We start from the raw sequence: 16,469 nt of genomic DNA on the forward strand, positions 1-16,469 counted from the left end.
TGTTCATCCAAGCCGCTGGCCGCTGGCATCGAAATAGAGCGGATCGCGCAGCGACAGGCTAATTCGATCACCCGGCCGGATCGCAAGATATGGATCAGCAAGCGTGACGAGCTTGTGGTCGCCCACCCTGATATGCAAGTGGTTCTGGTCGCCCAGATGCTCGATCCAGTCTATTTCGGCATTGGCATTCTGATCGGGGATGATATCGAGATGCTCGGTTCGCGCGCCGATCGTCTTGGTTCCAGGCGGAGGATTGGCGCCACTTAGAAGACCAGGTGGCAAGAGGTTGATGTGCGGTTGGCCAAGACGTGCCGCGACATGAAGACTAGCCGGATTGCCATAAATTTCGCGGGGCGTTCCTACCTGCAGCAGCCGCCCTTGGGCAACGATGCCGATCCGATCCGCCATCGTCATGGCTTCGACCTGGTCATGGGTTACATAGAGGAGGGTCGAGCCGAGCTCTTTCTGGATACGCTTCAGTTCCAGACGAAGCTCCCCACGCAGCTTTGCGTCGAGCGAAGAGAGCGGCTCGTCCATAAGATAGATCGCGGGACGACGCACCAGCGCCCTGCCGATCGCAACGCGCTGCATTTCGCCACCCGACAGATGGGTCGAACGGTTCTCGAGCTTATGGTCGATCCTGACCATGCGCGCAATTTCCCGGACACGGCGGTCGACCTCTTCGCTTGAAAGCTTGCGCACTGGCGCTCGCAGCGGAAAGGCGAGATTGTCGTAGACCGTCATGTGCGGATAGAGCGAATATTGCTGGAAGACGAACGCAACGTCCCTGTCGGCCGGAGCTTCGCCCGCGACGTTGCGACCGCCGATTTCGATGCGTCCGCTGTCAGGGCGCTCCAGGCCGGCAATAAGGCGCAGCGTGGTCGTCTTGCCGGCGCCCGTTGGCCCAAGCAGAACGACGAATTCACCGTCGCGGATAGAGAGGTCCAAATCAGCCAGAGCCTGTGTATCGCCGAAACGCTTGTTAAGGTCCTTGAGAACAACGTCAGCCATGTTCAACCTCCGAGTAGAGTGCCGAAGCAACGGCGCGACCCGATTTGCAGTCGAACAGCGCGAGTTTGGCCGGATTGAACTCAAGACCAACGGTTTCACCGATGCGGAAGTTGCGGTTCGCAGGAACACGCGCTTTGATCACGCCGCTCGATGTCTCGATTGCCACGACCTGATTGGTTCCGAGATATTCGCTGCCATAGACTGCACCCCGCAAAGGAGAGGTGTCGCTGAAGCGGATATGTTCCGGCCTGACGCCGAGCGCCAATTCGGCTTCGGCCAAGTCCTGGTACACTTCGGGAACGCTGACATCGACGCCATTAACTGAGACCGATCTCGCCCCGCTATAAAGGCCAGAGGTGAAGCGCATAAAATTCATCGGCGGCGACCCGATGAAGTCAGCGACATACATCGTGGCTGGCTTGCTGTAGATTTCCTGCGGTGTGCCGAATTGCTCGATGACACCATGGTTCATGACCGCGATCTTGTCGGCCATTGCCATGGCTTCGTGCTGATCATGCGTTACGTAGACCGTCGTCGCATGGATGCGGTTATGGAGTTCACGCAGCTCATGGACCATCACTTCGCGGAATTCCGCGTCGAGCGTGCCAAGCGGTTCATCCATCAGGAAGCACTTCGGACGGCGTACGATCGCACGACCGAGAGCCACGCGCTGTCGATCGCCGCCAGCAAGTCCGGAGACAGAGCGGTTCAGGATATGATCAATCTGCAGCAGCCGCGCGGTTTCCTCGACGCGCTTTCGGATCTCGGCCTTCGACATGCCCTGCGAAAGCAGCGGAAAGCCGATGTTCTTGCGCACGTTCATATGCGGATAGAGCGCAAAAAGCTGGAAGACGAAGGCAATGTCACGGGCGCTGGCGCGATTGAAAGTGACGTCCTCGCCATCAAGGTAGATCTTGCCGCTGGTCGGCAGTTCAAGTCCGGCGATCATGCGAAGCGTCGTCGTCTTGCCACAGCCGGACGGGCCGAGCAGTGCCAGGAATTCTCCGTCGTGGATGGTGAAGCTTGAATCCTGAACCGCGACGAAGCCGCCGAATTGCTTGCGCAGATTTTCTATTCTGATCTCTGCCATGGCTCACTCCGGAAACTTCGAGACGATGATGAACATGGCCGTGCCGGCAAGGAGGGTCACCAGCGAGTAGCTGTAGAGTACCAGTAGGAATGGTTGGAATAGCATGAGGAAGCCGATCGCAATCAGCATGGTCGCGATGTTCTCCATCGGGCCGCGGCGCAGAAAGAGGGGGCGCTTCGGCCGGGATGGCGGCGGTGTTTCGATGAGATGCGTCATTTGCGGACGGCTCCGAAGGTGATGCCACGCAAGAGTTGCTTGCGCAGGAGAATCGTGAAGAGGAGGATCGGGATCAGGAAGATCGTCGTTCCTGCCGCGACGGCCGGCCAGTCCTGGCCACCTTCGCCGATGATGGTCGGAATGAATGGCGGTGCCGTCTGGGCCTCGCCCGAGGTCAACAATGCCGCGAAGGCATATTCATTCCAGGCAAAGATCAGGCAGAAGATCGCCGTGGCGGCAATTCCTGTGGTTGCCTGCGGCAAGACGACTTTCCAGAAGGCCTGCAGGCGGGTGTAGCCGTCGATCATTGCGGCTTCCTCGTATTCCCGTGGGATCTCGTCGATGAACCCCTTGAGCAGCCAGACCGCGAGCGAGACGTTGACTGCGGTATAAAGCAGGATCATGCCGACTGCCGTGTCGGAAAGACCGAGCTCGCGGTACATGAGATAGATCGGGATTGCGACCGCGATAGGCGGCATCATGCGCGTTGACAGGATGAAAAACAGAAGGTCGTCGGCAAGCGGAACCCTGAAGCGGGAGAAGCCGTAGGCGGCCAACGTTCCCAGCGAAACGGCGAGGAACGTGGAGCCGAAGGCAATCACCAGCGAATTGGCAAAGCGCGGCAGAAAATTCGAGGGGCCGGCAATGACCATGTTTCGCTTGCGGGTGACCTCGTCGCAGGTGCCGGTTGGTGCGGGTAGCGCGGCGATATATTCCGGCGTCTGTCGCGTCCTCGTCGTCAGGAGGTTGCAATAACCCTCGAGCGTCGGAGAGAAGACGATCTTTGGCGGATAGCTGATGGAATCCGGCGGTGATTTGATGCTGGTCAGAAAGATCCAGACCAGCGGAATCATGGTGATCAGGGCATAGAGGATCACGATGGCGCCGGCGATGCGCTTGCTGGTCGGGCTCGGCTCGACGACCGAATGGGCTGAGGTCACGGGGCTCATCGCTGCTTCACCTTGTTCAGCGCTTTGACGTAAATGTTGGCGAGACCGAAAACGGCGACGAAGAGGACGATGGCGAAGGCCGACGCCCTTCCTGTCGCCCAGCTCTCGAAGGCGGCGCGTTTCAGGGTGATGGAGGCAACCTCCGTAGTCGAACCCGGACCGCCTCCCGTCAACAGTGTAACCATGTCGAACATCTTGAAATTTTCGATGCCGCGGAAAAGCACGGCAAGCATGATAAAAGGCAGCGCCATCGGCACGGTGATGGACCAGAATTGCCGCCAGGCGGAGGCGCGGTCGACTTCGGCAGCCTCGTAGATGTAGTCGGGGATGGAACGCAGGCCTGCCAGGCAGATCAGCATGACATACGGCGTCCACATCCAGGTATCGACGATGATGATTGCCCAGGGAGCAAGCGAGACGCTGCCGAGCATCTGGATATTGGCCGTCGGGATGCCGGTGACGAGAGAAACGGCGTAAGCGAAGAGACCGATCTGCGGTTCATAGAGGAAGCGCCAGAAATTGCCGACGACGGCCGGAGACAGCATCATCGGGATCAGGATCAGCGTCGTCCAGAACGCGTGGCCACGAAACTTGCGGTCGATAAGATAGGCGAGCGTAAAGCCGATTACCGTCTGCAGCAGGATTGTCCAGAACACGAAATGCGCTGTCGTTTGCATGGCCTGCCAGATATCAGGATCGGTCAGAACGCGTTCGTAATTGCTCAATCCGACATTCTGGACCGGCGCATTTGGACGGTTGGCGCGATAATTCGTGAATGAGAGATAGATTGCCCAGATGAGCGGGAAGATGTTGATGGCAAGAAGAAGGATGATGGTTGGGGCGATAAACACCCACGCAATCGCTCGATCGGATAGGCCGCGGACGCGATGAGCGACCGATGTAGGCGTCGCCCTTGCCGTTGCGTCCGCAGCCTTTTCGACCATGGAGGAAGAGGAAATATTCAAGGTATCACCTGGTCTTTGCGTAAGTGAGACACGTGGCGGCCCGGCAGTCTTGGCGATCCGGGCCGCCATTCTGGTAAGGATGCTGTACGTCCAGCCGGACACTAGATCTTGCCGTCGTCCTTGAAGACCTCGGTCCAATCCTTCACGAGGCCATCGAGCGCCTCCTGAGCCGTGCCGTTGCCGGCCACGACATAGTTATGGACACGCTTCTGCATATCTTGAAGAAGGATTGCGTAGCTCGGCTCGGCCCAGAAATCCTTCACGATTGCCATCGAGTCCAGGAATGCCTGGGCATAGGGCTGGCTGGACGCGAAGTCCGGGGCGTTCACGACTGATTTCAGGCAGGAGTAGCCGCCGAGTTTCCACCATTTGGCCTGGACGTCAGGCTGGGCGAACCACTTGATGTATTGCAGAGCGGCGTCCCTTTTGTCGGAATAGGAGACAACCGAAATGCCCTGTCCGCCAAGCTGTGCGAAGTGCTTCTTTTCAGCTGGATTGGGGAAGAAACCAATTCTGTCGCCGCCGACCTTCTCGTCTTTGTAAAGACCCGGCCAAGTGAAGGCGAAGTTCATCTGCATTGCGACCTGGCCGGATTTGAAGGCATCGGCGGACTCCACCATGTAAACGTTGGAGCTGCCGGGCGGCGTGCAGCAATCATAGAGCGATTTGTAAAATTCCAGGCCTTTTACCGCATCGGGAGAATTCACGAAGCCCTTCATTTCATAGGGTTTGTCCGGGTTGTCGTACTGGAAGCCCCAGTCGTAGAGGACGTTGGTCACGCCCATTGTGATGCCTTCAGAGCCGCGCTCGGTGTAGATCGAAGCGCCGTAGACGGTCTTGCCGTCTATCTGACGCTTTTGGAAGAATTCGGCAATCTGCTTCAGCTCATCGTAAGTCTTCGGGACTGCGAGATCTCGACCATACTTCTCCTTGAATTCCTTCTGCAATTCCGGCCGCTCGAACCAGTCTTTGCGGTAAGTCCAGCCAACCACGTCGCCCATGGCAGGCAACGCCCAGTAGTTCGGCGTGTTCTTCGGCCATTCCGAGTAACCGACGACCGTCGCCGGCACGAAGTCATCCATCTTGATGCCTTCCTTGTCGAAGAAGTCGTTGAGTTTGACGTAGTGGCCGTTTTCCGCCGATCCGCCGATCCACTGACTGTCGCCGATGATCAGATCGCAGAGCTTTCCGTGCGAATTCAACTCGTTGAGGAAACGATCCGCATAGCTCGTCCATGGGACGAACTCGAATTTCATTTTCGTTCCGGTCTTGGCGGTGAAATCTTTCGACAGCTCGACGAGTGCGTTTGCAGGATCCCAGGCGGCCCAGCACAGCGTCAATTGATCGGCTTTTGCAATATTGGGCAGCGCCAGCGACATGACAAACGCCGAGCCCAGCCCAAGAAGGGCTTTCAATGTCTTCTGCATGAGTTCCTCCCAGAACCAAAGGCCAGCTCCCCGCCGGCCACGCAAGTCCACCAATGTCAGAGAATGCCTACATGAACTCCTCAACCTTCATGTTTAGCAATATGTTTAGTGAAGTACATTTTTATAAACATTGCAAGTGACAATCGTTGCTGCACTGCACATATGGAGGGTCTGCCTCACTTTGTGTGGAGATCGGCCAATTTGATTGGCATCATCCGCGCGCTGAGAAGCTCTAGACCCACTCTGCCGCACGTCGTCTACTTTTCGTACTTGATTGATGGTCAGCGCGCCGCGCGGCGTGACGCAAAGAATAGCGGCCACAACCGGTGAGATCAAATGACCGGTTTGCGGATCACGCAGGAGCATTGTCATATGTTCTGTCGGCGGGCCCAATACGAGCCGGCGCCGTATCACTCTTATCCTTATCCCAATCAAGGGCCAATTCGCAATTATGTGCTGCACTAACTATATGATTTTGTTGGGGCGCAGCTTTACGGGTAAGTGCAAAGCGACATTGGGGACTTTTATTCTTCCAGAGACTTGCCTCCGGGAGTGTGTCGGCAATCACTTACCGCAGCAGCTCTGAGCTAGCTTGTCTCCCGACGCTTCAAGGCGGTTGTCGATGCTATGTCTGTTGACCTCTGGCGGTAGGTCCATTGCAATGTTGCTCGCGAAAAAGCCATTGGGTTTTAGCGTGAAGCCCGTGTATTCTACCGGCATGATTGGAAAATCCTCCGGCTTGCAGACATGGGTGTGGCCGAAAGAATGCCAGACAACCACATCGGCGTTCTCGATGGGTCGGTTCTGTTTAACGTAAGCCGGTAGGCCATCGCCACCCGCATGGACGTTGGGGTAGTCGCCGCTGGCGTACTTCTCCTTCTCGTCGAATGCGGTAACCCAGATATGCTTCTTGGCGAAGCCCCCACGCTGCGCAACCGTGGATTCGGGCTGAGCAAGCATTACGGGCGAGGGCATGGCAACAAGCTTGTACCCCGGCGCCTTGCCAACGCTGTTCGTCACGTTCGCGTTTTGTATCCTCCAGTATCGCCCCGTTTCGCCATTGGCTAAAGATGGAGAATCCAGCTCCCTCTTCAGGACGCGGGTCTTGGTATCGAAGACGTTGCCGTAAGGATTATCCTCGCCCCACGGACGCGGCACGAAATCGTGTTCCGTCACCGTGTTGCCACCGCCATCAATATCCATGTGCAGGCGGGCGTTGAAGAAATGCTGGTGGGTCGGCCCACCGAGATTGTCGTCGACCATGCCACCCCAGCGATAGGTCTCGCCGTTGGCAACGGCTGCCGTCTGGATGATGCCGGTCAGCTTTGCTTCCAGCTGGATAGTGCCATCTTGGTAGAGATACCAGTAGAAGCCGTAGTCATAATTTCCCACGGTAGCAAAAAAGGAGATGACGAGGCGGCGCGAACGGCGGACCTCGAAAATGCCGTTGCGGAATTCGTAATGCTTCCAGAGAATGCCATAGTCTTCCTCGTGCATGCAGATGGCATTTTTCATGACAAAAGGCTGACCGAAATCATCGGCGGCCGGTACATCGAAATAGTGAATCTGGCCAAGGCAGTCGCAACCGAGCTCGAGGCAGTTCGCCAAGCGACCCAGGCCATATTCGCCCGCGTCGAAAGCGCTCTTCCAATAGTGATTGGCAGTTGGGTCGGCATAGGGCACGACCATTTCCGTGACGCTCGCGCGGAAGATCACTGGTCGTTGTCGGCCCTGATCATCGACGCCCAGCTCGTGGATGACCAGTCCTTCGCGCGGTGTGAAGCCGACGCGGAAGCTCCAGCCCTGCCATTCTACTTTCCAGCCATCGACGGAAAAGCTGGTACCCTCCGGCTGCACGATATGAAGTGGTTTCAGGTCAGCCCTTGTCTCGGGAAATGACTCTCGACCATAGTTCCGCTTCTTCTTCGGCACCGGAATGATCTTCTCGTCATCGTGGAGGTCGACCACTTCATTGGCGATCAGGTCGACCACCGCGACGACACCTTCGATAGGATGGGCATAGCCGTTGTCGCGAATATCTCCGCGCCAGTAAGAAACTGCGCGAACGATACGTTTGCCCTGCTCGAATTCGCGGCCGAAATAGCCGGACGAGAACGGGTCGATCTGGATCAAAGGGATGTCTTCGTCGGTGATGCCGCGCTTCTTGACTGCGGCGATCCAGCGAGGATCGGATTTCACCGTACCCTCGATGGTCTCGAATTCGCAGAGCATGACAGGCGGCTGCCCAAAGGGCATTTCATCGAGCGGCAGGCGTACATAGGAGGCAACCGTGCTCTGCTTCAGATCGACGATGGCCTCAAAAGTCTCGCCGTTGCTGATATCCATGGCGAGAAGGAAGGCAAGGCGTGGAAGGCAGATGCCCTGACGGAAGCTCGCTAGGTCCGCCTTTGTTGGCTCTTTGAGGCGAATGATTGGAAAGCGAACAGTGGCGGAGAGTGCTTGCGCAGCTTTCAGGATCGCAACCGCGGCCGCAATCTCTTCGAGGCTCAGCGGATCGAGTGGATGGGTGAGTGCAACGATAGCGTCCATGGGTTTGCCTTTCGAATGTGGAAGAAGTCAGGGCGGCATGGAGGCGCCGCGCCCTTCCCGGAACGACGTATGTCAGTCCTGCGAGCGGTGTGCGCAGATCTCACTCGCGATCATATGATCGCCGTGAACGCAGAAGATCGAGCAGAAGGCATGCGTCTGGATACCGGCGGCTAGCGTTGCGACGAGAAGGAAGGCAGCGGCCAGCGGGAGAAGCCGATCGGAGGGCGCGAATTGGAATGTTGAAGTCATTCGAAGACCTTTCCGAGGGAGGCATACAGATCCGGTTGAGATTTCCTGACCCGGACCGCGAAGATCGCCCCAAGAATGCCGACGGCGACCATGGCATAGGGGAATGCTTGGACAATGATGCTTTCGCTGCCGGACAGAAGCGAGAGGTTGGCACTAACAAGGACGAGCGAGCTCAAGAGACCGACAAGACTGATGATCGGCGCGACGACAGTTGTCCAAGGACCGTGGGCTGACGGTGTTTTCCTGAAGAACATAATGATTGCGATCGAGACCAGCGCCTGCACAAGCAGTATGCCAATACCTGCAAGCGCCGACATCCAGGAGAAGACAACCGTGTAGGGATCGGCATCAAAGGCGACGAACAGACCGACCACCACGGCGGCAATCGCGCTTTGAAGGAGGCCTGCGACATAGGGCGACCCATGCTTCGGGTGGGCCTTGCCCAGTGCCTTCAGAGCGAGGCCCTCGCGGCCCAGAGCAAAGAAGTATCGGTTGAGAGTATTGTGGAAGGACAGGATGCATGCAAACAGGCTGGTAATCAGCAGCACATTCATCGCCTGGCCTGACCATGCGCCAAGGACGGAATTTGCGGCGTTGATATAGAAGCTGTCCAGCCCGGCATTGGCAGCGGCCTGCACCTTACTCGGACCGTAGAACTGCACGATGGCCCATGTCGAGAACGCGTAGAACAATGTGATCAATGTCACTGCGACATAGGTTGCGCGTGGTATTGTCTTTTCGGGATTTTGGGCCTCCTCACCGAAGATGGCTGTCGCTTCGAAGCCGATGAAGGAGCCTATCACGAAGACCAGCGCGACGCCGAGGCCGGGGGCGAACACCGACGTGGGGGCGAAGGACGAGAGGCTCATGCCTTCCTGGCCGCCTCCGGTGAAGACGATCGCCAAGTCGAGCAGGAGCAAGATCGCGATCTCGGCAATCATGCAGACGCCGAGGATTGTGCCTGAAAACGCTATGTTGCGCTGACCGCAGATCAGCACGATCATCAGTGCGGCAAATGACCACGCCCACCAAGGCAATACAAGGCCCAAAGGTGCAACAGCGCCTGCCATGAAGAATCCGAACAGGCCGTAGATGGCGATCTGCACGGCACTATAAGTCACTAGCGCCATAAACGCGCCGCCGACGCCGGCCGGCTTTCCGATGCCGTTTGTGATGTAGGTATAGAAGGCGCCCGCACCGCCGACATGCCGGCTCATTGCAGTGAAGCCCACGGAGAAGATCAAATAGAGCAGGCCAGCCAGCACAAAAGCACCCGGGACGCCGGCGCCGTTGCCGAAAGCGAAGGCTGCAGGCGACGCTCCGACGACCGCAGTCAGCGGAGCGGCAGCGGCCACCACGAAAAACACGATGTGGGCAAGACCGACAGAATTTTTGGCCAGCCGATCCGGTGGTGTGGCTGCCGGCATAATTGCTTCCGGTGTCATTGGAGAACCCCTTCCTTATCATTTGCAAGGAAGCTACGCGCCGGTTTCTGGCATTGAAATTGCAAGTTACGCTGATGAATCGATAATCTGCGCCACACTAGCTGCCACGGATGCTTGAAATGGCAACTGCACCGCATTTAGTCAGCAAGATGCCGGCCTTTGCCTCAATTCGCGCCTCTGTGCTCATTCCTCTGGTGCAGGAAATTGACAGGAGATCTCGAAAGACCGATCTTCTTCTAGCATCGCATGGCATTTTGAGGTCGCAGCTCGAGGACCCTTATGCGGTTTTGCCGATGGCGCGATACGTCGCGCTATTTGAGGATGCAGCGCTTGTCACGGGCGAGCCGTGCCTCGGAGCCAGGATGGGTGTCGGCTTCAAGCCCGCGGATATCGGGCCGATCGGTATGCTATTCGCCTTGTCTCCGACTATTCGCTCTGCCTTCGAGCGCCTGTCGCGGTATGTTAACGCTGTACAGGGGGCCACCAGTTCCGGCGTTTTCGAAGAGAACGGTGACTTTGTGTGGAGCTACCGCGTCGATGACCCTTCCATGTGGCCGCGTCGGCAGGACAGCGAGTTTACGATTGCTGCGTCGTGCCAACTCGTGCGTTCGTGCTTCCGCCGCGGCTGGCGGCCAATTGAAATTCACTTCGAGCATCGGGCCCCCCGGGACACAAGCTCTCTCTCGCGGATTTACGCTGCGCCAATCCTGTTCGGGCAATCCGGCAATCGCATCATCATGTCGAAGATGGAAGCAGACCGCGTCCATCGTGCTGAAGACAAGGGCCTGATCGAAATCTTGCTGCGGCACATTGCCGATCTACTCGATCGACCTGGATCGGAAGCAACCTTCACTGAAAAGGTTCAGAGCCTTATCGGAATCTATCTTGGTCACAGACAGATCACGATTGCGGCCTTCGCCAGCGAATTGCAGATGTCGCCACGCAGCCTCCAGCGAAAGCTTTCGCTAGAGGGAACCTCTTTGCGTATTCTCATTCAAGAGTATCGCCAAGCACTTGTCTCGCTTCATCTGAAAAGAGAGAACGGTAGCTCGATGACCGAGATAGCTCGTATCGCGGGTTATGCCGATAACACTGTTCTTTGGCGTGCACGGCGCACCTGGGGTAAGTGATCGTTGTGTCTCGAAATCTGTCTGGGCCATCTATAGTATTGATGTATCGAACATTCACTTTTCTTCGAGAGTCAAAAGGCCATGCTGGTTGGCGGATGATATCGGCATCGCACATCGGAAAACAACACAATACGGGTCCTGCTGTAACCGATTGCAGGACCTCTCCTGCTCACCGGTTGGCCCGCTGGTCGGCCATGCCGATGAAGGGATTGTGGCCAAGAGCGGCGAGCACGGCCCATGCCGTCGCGGCGATATGCGGCAGACGAAAGTACCTGAAATCGCCGGGTGCGGAATTGGGGCCGACCTGAAGCCCGGTCGACAGCTCGTCCTTCACCGTCGCATAAACGAGGCCGTCCGGCGCCACTTGCGCAGAGATGGTGGCGAGCAACGGCTCGGCCTCGGTTGCCCGGCCGGAAAGGCGAAAGACAAGCGCGGCCTGTGCGGTCCCTTCGAGCCAGATGCCGTCGCGATCGTCGTTGAAGTCGAAGCCGCCGTCGACACCATGATGGCGCTCCGTCCATTCCAGAACGCGTCCCGCCCTGGCCGCATAGGCCGGCACGGCAATGAGCGGCCATAGTTCCGCGTCCAGACCCGACATAGTCGTATTCGGCGCGTTGCTGCCAGGCATGCTGCCGATGAAAAAGCGCCCCTCCTTCTCGTCCCACATCGCGTCCAGAAACAGGCGTGCATGATCGCCGAGATGCTTCCAGTCGCTCTGGGCATGGAGGCGGGCGAGCCAGCCATCGGCGGCATAAACATCGAGATTGTGTTCCGTGGATTTCCACGTCACGCGATCGGGTGCGGGTTCAGGCCCGACAAAGCCGCCGAAATAGCCGGGATTTTGCGGGTCTGCCGCGGCGATATGGATCCATTCCATGATCTTGCCGGCAGCGTCGAGATAAGCCGGAAGGTCCGTCTGCTCGTAGGCCGCAAGCAGCGCGAGCGCTGCCCAAGCCGTGCTGCCCGTCGCACTGCCCACCTGATATCCGTCTTCCTCCCAGGAATTGGCGGTGGAATTCCAATAGCCGGGCAGCAACATTCCCTCCTTGCCGGTTACAACGGGGCCAGAACGGTAGGCGTTGCGCAGCCGTCCGTCGTGATAATATCGATCCGTGTTCAGCGCGAGCACGAGCGCGTCGGCAACGCGATCGGCTTCGGCCTTTCGGCCGCAGGCATAGAGCGCTATCGCTGCAAGTGCGTTGTCGTAGGTGAAGCCGGTGTTTTCAAGTGTGGAATGCAGCCGTGAACCGCCGTTCGCGGGCTCGAAGCTTCGAAAGATGAAGGGTTGCGCCGGATCGCCGTTCATATGGGAGATCAGCCCATCGCAGAGCCTTGAGGCGAGCTGTGCCTCGCGCCCTCCGCTCAACGCCGCGGCGCCGTCGGCCGACAAAGCGATAGTCACGACGACGGCCAGGAAGGTCCCAAACAGATCGACCACGGCCTTCTTTCCGATGCTGCGCAAAAGATGCATCTCAGCCCCTTTTGTTCATCAGGATAAAGCGCGCGATAGGAGCATCCGCATCGATTTGCCAAGATCGCCCTTTTCGGCCACGTTGCCGGGCGCGGTTCTAAACAGCAGCCGCAAGATCGCATCATGTTGCTCCGGTGTCGGAAATAGTGCAAACGGCGTGGCCGACGGCGCGGAACTGGCGCCTGCCGAAACCCAGCCGACTTCGGGGATGAACAAGGCCTCGTCTTGAGAACCAACCGGGGCCAATCGTGCAATGGTGGCGCCTTCTGTGGACAAGGCCGTTATCGTCGTATCGGCAATCTTGCCGTCTGCTTTGTGTTTCGCGTTGAGACTGATCTCGATGGGCTCTTCCTGGCCGAGGCGTGGCAATTCGATGCAGCAAAGCAGGCTAGTGAAGGCGATGACCATCGCAACTGCGGACCAGACGAGATTGAGGCACTCGCGCCCCGAAAATTCGACCGGCGCATCCCAGCCGTAAACCACCCGGATGACGGAGAGCGCCGACATCGCCGCGACGAAGCTGAAGAACAGCGCCGTCGGCCGATGGACCCGGATTGCGGACCTGTCGCCGCCCTTTTCCGTCACCTTGAATGGGCGGCCGAACGGCTTACGGATCGCCTGGAGAAGGGTGATCGTGATCGGCACGGCCGTCAGCGCGTGTGTGACCTCGGTGAAGAGGGGTAGCGTGCGCCTTTCGGAGATCCACGCCGAATAGGCCCAGAACAGGAAAAGCGAGCTGAGGCCGTATTTCATGAAGAGCAACTCATCGGCCTGCAGTGCGGGCATGCCGGTCAGCCAATAGATGGAAGGCGCCAGCAGGAGGCAGAGAATGAATGGCTTGGACAGCCAGCAAAACAGGCCGTGCAAGTAGTGAAGCCGCTGAGTGAGCGTGAAATTGCCGCGCCAGAGCGGTCCATCGCGCAAGAGGCCGATCTGGATGGTGCCGAGACACCAGCGGGTCCTTTGCGTGATGTATTCGGGAATGCCTTCGGCCGACAGCCCGACGCTCAGCTTCTCATTGAGCCAGCGGGTCACATAACCTCGCTCCATCAGGCGATAGGTCAGCAGCATGTCTTCCGAGAGTGCTTCATGAGGAAAGCGGCCGATTTCATTGACCGCCGCCCGGCGGACGACGAAGCTGGTTCCGACGCAGAATGCGCATCCGGCCGCGTCCTTTGCTGGTTGGAACGTATCGAAAAAGACCCTTTGGTCATCGACGAAAGAGTGGCGGATACCAAGATTGTGCTGAATGGGATCGCTGTTGAAGTAGAATTGCGGTGTCTGGACAACAGCGACCTTGCCGTCCTTAAAGAGGCCGACGACGCGATTGAGGAAGTTCGCCTGAGGCGCGAAATCAGCATCAAGAACCATGATGAAATCGGAGACGTCGGCGAGCATGTTGGTGTGGCGCAGCGCGTTGTTGAGGTTGCCGGCCTTGGCGTGTTTGTTATCTGGGCGCGTCAGGTAGTTGACCCCGACGCGTTCACAATATTGGCGAACCTCCGGCCGGCGCGTGTCATCACAGACAAAGACCCGCAGCCGATGATAATCCATTGCTTGAGCGGCGATGACGGACTTTTCCAGGATATTCAGCGGCTCATTGTAAGTGCAAATGAACACATCGACCGAGGGAAGGTTTGCTGCTGCCGTCAGCTCCTGCTCGCTGCGGTCGGCCTGCTCAGTCCAATCCGTCCTCCGCAGCAAAATCAGCACCGAGCCCATGGCATAAAGCACCGACACGGCTTCGAAGAGGAAATAGATGTAGTTCCAGATCGTCTCAGCAGAAAGCTCGAACGGCGGCAGCGTGTCGAGCGCGCGCCATGAAATGTAGAGCCCGAGCGATAAAAGCATGAGCAGGCTGAAGGCAGCCCGCTCGAACATCCGTTTCGGATCGCCGAGTATTGCGAAAAGGAGTGCGCAAATCGCGATGAGAAGGTCGAAGGCCAGCACACTGAAGACGTCGTCGTTGGAATTGAAAAACATGATCCCTTCCTTCGTTACTTTAGCGCAACCACGAGCCTCGCCGCGCAGTCGCGTGTCCGCGCGGCTTTCGACGGGGGATGGCGGCTCATCGAGCAAGGCTGGCGTCTGCTTTCATTCGCCGGTTGGTATGTGAATGTTTTCCGTTACCGCACGATTGCCCGCGTCAGCTCTTGGCCGGGAGAATGGCCATCCTCTCGTTCAGCAGGTCGACGGCTCGGGACGACTGGACAGCCGGCCTCTCTTCCGGGGCCGAGATGTCCCGAGGGCCTTTCATGCCGCGGCCGATACCTTTCGCCGCGCCGAGCCGTACGGCGGGCCGCTGCTCAAGTCCGTTCAGCTCTGTTTCGGCAGCGGGCCACTGCGCCGCGGATGCCTGTGCAATGCCGATAAGGGATGTCGATGCCTCGCGGATATATTCCTGCGTTTTCTGCAGCCACTGCTCGGGCATTGTCACATCTACCCATGTTCCGACGGAGCAGAATTGGTTGTCGCGAAACACGGCCTGATCCGGCTCGGTCAGCCGGATATAGACATATAGCTCGCGACGCTCCGTCGGCGGGAACGGCACGGCATAATCGAGGTCGACCCTGTCCGTCGTGCGGGGAACCAACCGTGTGATTGTCCCGTCTGCCACGCGCGCCCAGCCGTCGGCTCTGACTTGAACCTTCGAACCGACGGCAAGCGCCTGAGCTTGCCGTTCGGAGAAAATCGCCACGACGAACGCATCGCGGCAGTCGAGCATCTCCGCCAATGTGTCGCCGGCAGTAACCTCACGCCCAGATGCGGCTACCGGCTTGTAAAGTTGGCTCGTCTGGGGAATGTGGAGTTCGGCGCGGGCCAGCCTTTGGACCCGTTCGCCCTCCGTCACAACGAGAGAGCTTAACTCGGCTTCCTTCGAGCGCATCGTGGCGATCTGCATCTTGATCTGCAGCAGATCGGCCTTGCGGGTGCGGATTTCCTGCTGAAGATTTTGCAGCGACTGCAAGTCGGCGCCCACATAGATGCCTTGGCGCGCGAAATCGACTTCCGCCTTAAGCTTGGCGACCGAGAGCCCGGCTGCCTCAAGCTTCGCATCCTCCAGGCGGACGGTGTCGGCAACCTCGTCCTGGGTGCCTGCGGCTATTCCCCGAGCCATGAGTTTGAGCTTGCGCGCCGCTTCAGCCTTTGCAATGCGGGACGAATAGGTCACCATCTCCAAAGCGGCCTCCGCCGCCTTGAGATCGGCATTACTCCTGGCCAGCAGTGCTGCTTGTTGGCCCGCCAGGTCGTTTTCGAAATCCTTGATGCGCTGTGCATAGTCTGCGACGATGCCGTTCTTCTGCGCCAGCTCGTCGTGCAAAGCCACAAGCTGGACCTTCAGGCCGATCAAAGTGGAATTGTCGACTCGATCGTTCTCCACGGTGATCTGGTCAGCGGAGCCAAGCGACGCCACCTTGCCGCTGATCGGCGTCGTCAACGGCACAAGTGGCGCGTTTATCACGGCGCGGCTCGATGTCGAGGTGAAGAAGGGCGGAAATGCAGACGAGGCAAATACTGTTCCGATGACACCAAGTACAGCATAAGACGACAATCTAACGGACGCGCCATTTTTTTGATTATAATTGCTTTTGAGAAGGGAAAACATAGCTACAGTTCCTTTAATGAAGCTGCCTATATTCTTCCTCCCGAAAGAATGCGTGGATCGTTACATGATTTGTTGTGCGCCGCAACATCCTTAAAATTGTGCTAATGCGATGAGCCTCGAATGCTCAAGAATTGGTCAGAACACTTTTAAAGCAGCCCTCGAAACGAGATCAGAATTTCCTTCTATCTTCCTGTGAAGACGGCGATCATAGAAGCTGCGGCGGATATCCGAACGAACGCACAAAAGGGAGGCATATGCTGTCACCGGTGCTGTTTGATGTCTGACACGCTTCTGCCTGCTAGATGATTTGCAACCGCCGCGATATTATTTTTACGAAAATACTACCAAATATACTTCT

Annotated in this window: 13 protein-coding genes; 1 reads left to right on the forward strand and 12 read right to left on the reverse strand. The window is 57.8% G+C overall.

The features are described from left to right. Positions 1-3: 3 nt before the first annotated feature. The 9 genes from FP026_RS25455 to FP026_RS25490 form a co-directional block, all read right to left on the reverse strand. Positions 4-1,011 carry an ABC transporter ATP-binding protein gene (locus tag FP026_RS25455; protein WP_149637362.1) on the reverse strand — a complete coding sequence of 336 codons (1,008 nt, stop codon included), beginning with the start codon at positions 1,009-1,011 and terminating at the stop codon, positions 4-6. Beyond that, positions 1,004-2,101, reverse strand: a complete 1,098-nt coding sequence (locus FP026_RS25460) for an ABC transporter ATP-binding protein (RefSeq protein WP_149637363.1) — start codon at positions 2,099-2,101, stop codon at positions 1,004-1,006. The genes FP026_RS25455 and FP026_RS25460 overlap by 8 nt, the downstream gene beginning before the upstream one ends. Positions 2,102-2,104: 3 nt before the next feature. Further along, positions 2,105-2,317 (reverse strand): hypothetical protein, encoded by a 213-nt coding sequence (locus FP026_RS25465; protein WP_149637364.1) that lies wholly within the window; start codon positions 2,315-2,317, stop codon positions 2,105-2,107. Continuing rightward, a complete protein-coding gene (locus tag FP026_RS25470) occupies positions 2,314-3,267 on the reverse strand; it encodes a carbohydrate ABC transporter permease (RefSeq protein WP_149637365.1) in 954 nt (317 codons plus the stop codon). The genes FP026_RS25465 and FP026_RS25470 overlap by 4 nt, the downstream gene beginning before the upstream one ends. After that, positions 3,264-4,232, reverse strand: a complete 969-nt coding sequence (locus tag FP026_RS25475; protein WP_188112685.1) for a carbohydrate ABC transporter permease — start codon at positions 4,230-4,232, stop codon at positions 3,264-3,266. The genes FP026_RS25470 and FP026_RS25475 overlap by 4 nt, the downstream gene beginning before the upstream one ends. Before the next feature lie 101 nt (positions 4,233-4,333). After that, positions 4,334-5,659: an ABC transporter substrate-binding protein gene (locus FP026_RS25480; protein ID WP_149637367.1), complete on the reverse strand. Its 1,326-nt coding sequence runs from the start codon at positions 5,657-5,659 to the stop codon at positions 4,334-4,336. 564 nt (positions 5,660-6,223) lie between these two features. Continuing rightward, positions 6,224-8,209: a primary-amine oxidase gene (locus FP026_RS25485; RefSeq protein ID WP_149637368.1), complete on the reverse strand. Its 1,986-nt coding sequence runs from the start codon at positions 8,207-8,209 to the stop codon at positions 6,224-6,226. A 72-nt stretch (positions 8,210-8,281) separates the two neighbouring features. Further along, positions 8,282-8,458 (reverse strand): hypothetical protein, encoded by a 177-nt coding sequence (locus tag FP026_RS30345; RefSeq protein WP_188112686.1) that lies wholly within the window; start codon positions 8,456-8,458, stop codon positions 8,282-8,284. Further along, positions 8,455-9,903 carry an APC family permease gene (locus tag FP026_RS25490; RefSeq protein ID WP_149637369.1) on the reverse strand — a complete coding sequence of 483 codons (1,449 nt, stop codon included), beginning with the start codon at positions 9,901-9,903 and terminating at the stop codon, positions 8,455-8,457. Before FP026_RS25490 ends, FP026_RS30345 begins: the two co-directional genes overlap by 4 nt. 119 nt (positions 9,904-10,022) lie before the next feature. On the opposite strand from FP026_RS25490, the gene FP026_RS25495 reads away from it, so the two are divergent. Next, entirely contained in the window at positions 10,023-11,033 is a 1,011-nt protein-coding gene (locus FP026_RS25495) for an AraC family transcriptional regulator (protein ID WP_149637370.1), read from the forward strand. 169 nt (positions 11,034-11,202) lie between these two features. Here the strand turns inward: FP026_RS25495 and FP026_RS25500 are convergent, their stop codons facing one another. The 3 genes from FP026_RS25500 to FP026_RS25510 all read right to left on the reverse strand — a co-directional run bounded on the left by FP026_RS25500 (position 11,203) and on the right by FP026_RS25510 (position 15,967). Next, a complete protein-coding gene (locus FP026_RS25500; RefSeq protein ID WP_149637371.1) occupies positions 11,203-12,504 on the reverse strand; it encodes a hypothetical protein in 1,302 nt (433 codons plus the stop codon). An 18-nt stretch (positions 12,505-12,522) separates the two neighbouring features. Continuing rightward, on the reverse strand, positions 12,523-14,487 hold the full coding sequence (locus FP026_RS25505; RefSeq protein WP_149637372.1) for a glycosyltransferase family 2 protein: 1,965 nt from the start codon (positions 14,485-14,487) through the stop codon (positions 12,523-12,525). Positions 14,488-14,650: 163 nt separating this feature from the next. Continuing rightward, the gene (locus FP026_RS25510) at positions 14,651-15,967 is read right to left on the reverse strand and encodes an HlyD family efflux transporter periplasmic adaptor subunit (protein ID WP_246665448.1); all 1,317 of its coding nucleotides are present in this window, start codon (positions 15,965-15,967) and stop codon (positions 14,651-14,653) included. Positions 15,968-16,469 lie beyond the last annotated feature (502 nt).

It is taken from the genome of Martinezella tropici, from assembly GCF_008370325.1.
Lineage (GTDB): Bacteria > Pseudomonadota > Alphaproteobacteria > Rhizobiales > Rhizobiaceae > Rhizobium > Rhizobium tropici_B.

Coding starts and splice junctions, on each gene's coding strand:
- FP026_RS25470 (WP_149637365.1), bottom strand. CDS start 3,267: ATGAGCCCCGTGACCTCAGCCCATTCGGTCGTCGAGCCGAGCCCGACC.
- FP026_RS25480 (WP_149637367.1), bottom strand. CDS start 5,659: ATGCAGAAGACATTGAAAGCCCTTCTTGGGCTGGGCTCGGCGTTTGTC.
- FP026_RS25505 (WP_149637372.1), bottom strand. CDS start 14,487: ATGTTTTTCAATTCCAACGACGACGTCTTCAGTGTGCTGGCCTTCGAC.
- FP026_RS25490 (WP_149637369.1), bottom strand. CDS start 9,903: ATGACACCGGAAGCAATTATGCCGGCAGCCACACCACCGGATCGGCTG.
- FP026_RS25485 (WP_149637368.1), bottom strand. CDS start 8,209: ATGGACGCTATCGTTGCACTCACCCATCCACTCGATCCGCTGAGCCTC.
- FP026_RS30345 (WP_188112686.1), bottom strand. CDS start 8,458: ATGACTTCAACATTCCAATTCGCGCCCTCCGATCGGCTTCTCCCGCTG.
- FP026_RS25465 (WP_149637364.1), bottom strand. CDS start 2,317: ATGACGCATCTCATCGAAACACCGCCGCCATCCCGGCCGAAGCGCCCC.
- FP026_RS25500 (WP_149637371.1), bottom strand. CDS start 12,504: ATGCATCTTTTGCGCAGCATCGGAAAGAAGGCCGTGGTCGATCTGTTT.
- FP026_RS25455 (WP_149637362.1), bottom strand. CDS start 1,011: ATGGCTGACGTTGTTCTCAAGGACCTTAACAAGCGTTTCGGCGATACA.
- FP026_RS25495 (WP_149637370.1), top strand. CDS start 10,023: ATGGCAACTGCACCGCATTTAGTCAGCAAGATGCCGGCCTTTGCCTCA.
- FP026_RS25460 (WP_149637363.1), bottom strand. CDS start 2,101: ATGGCAGAGATCAGAATAGAAAATCTGCGCAAGCAATTCGGCGGCTTC.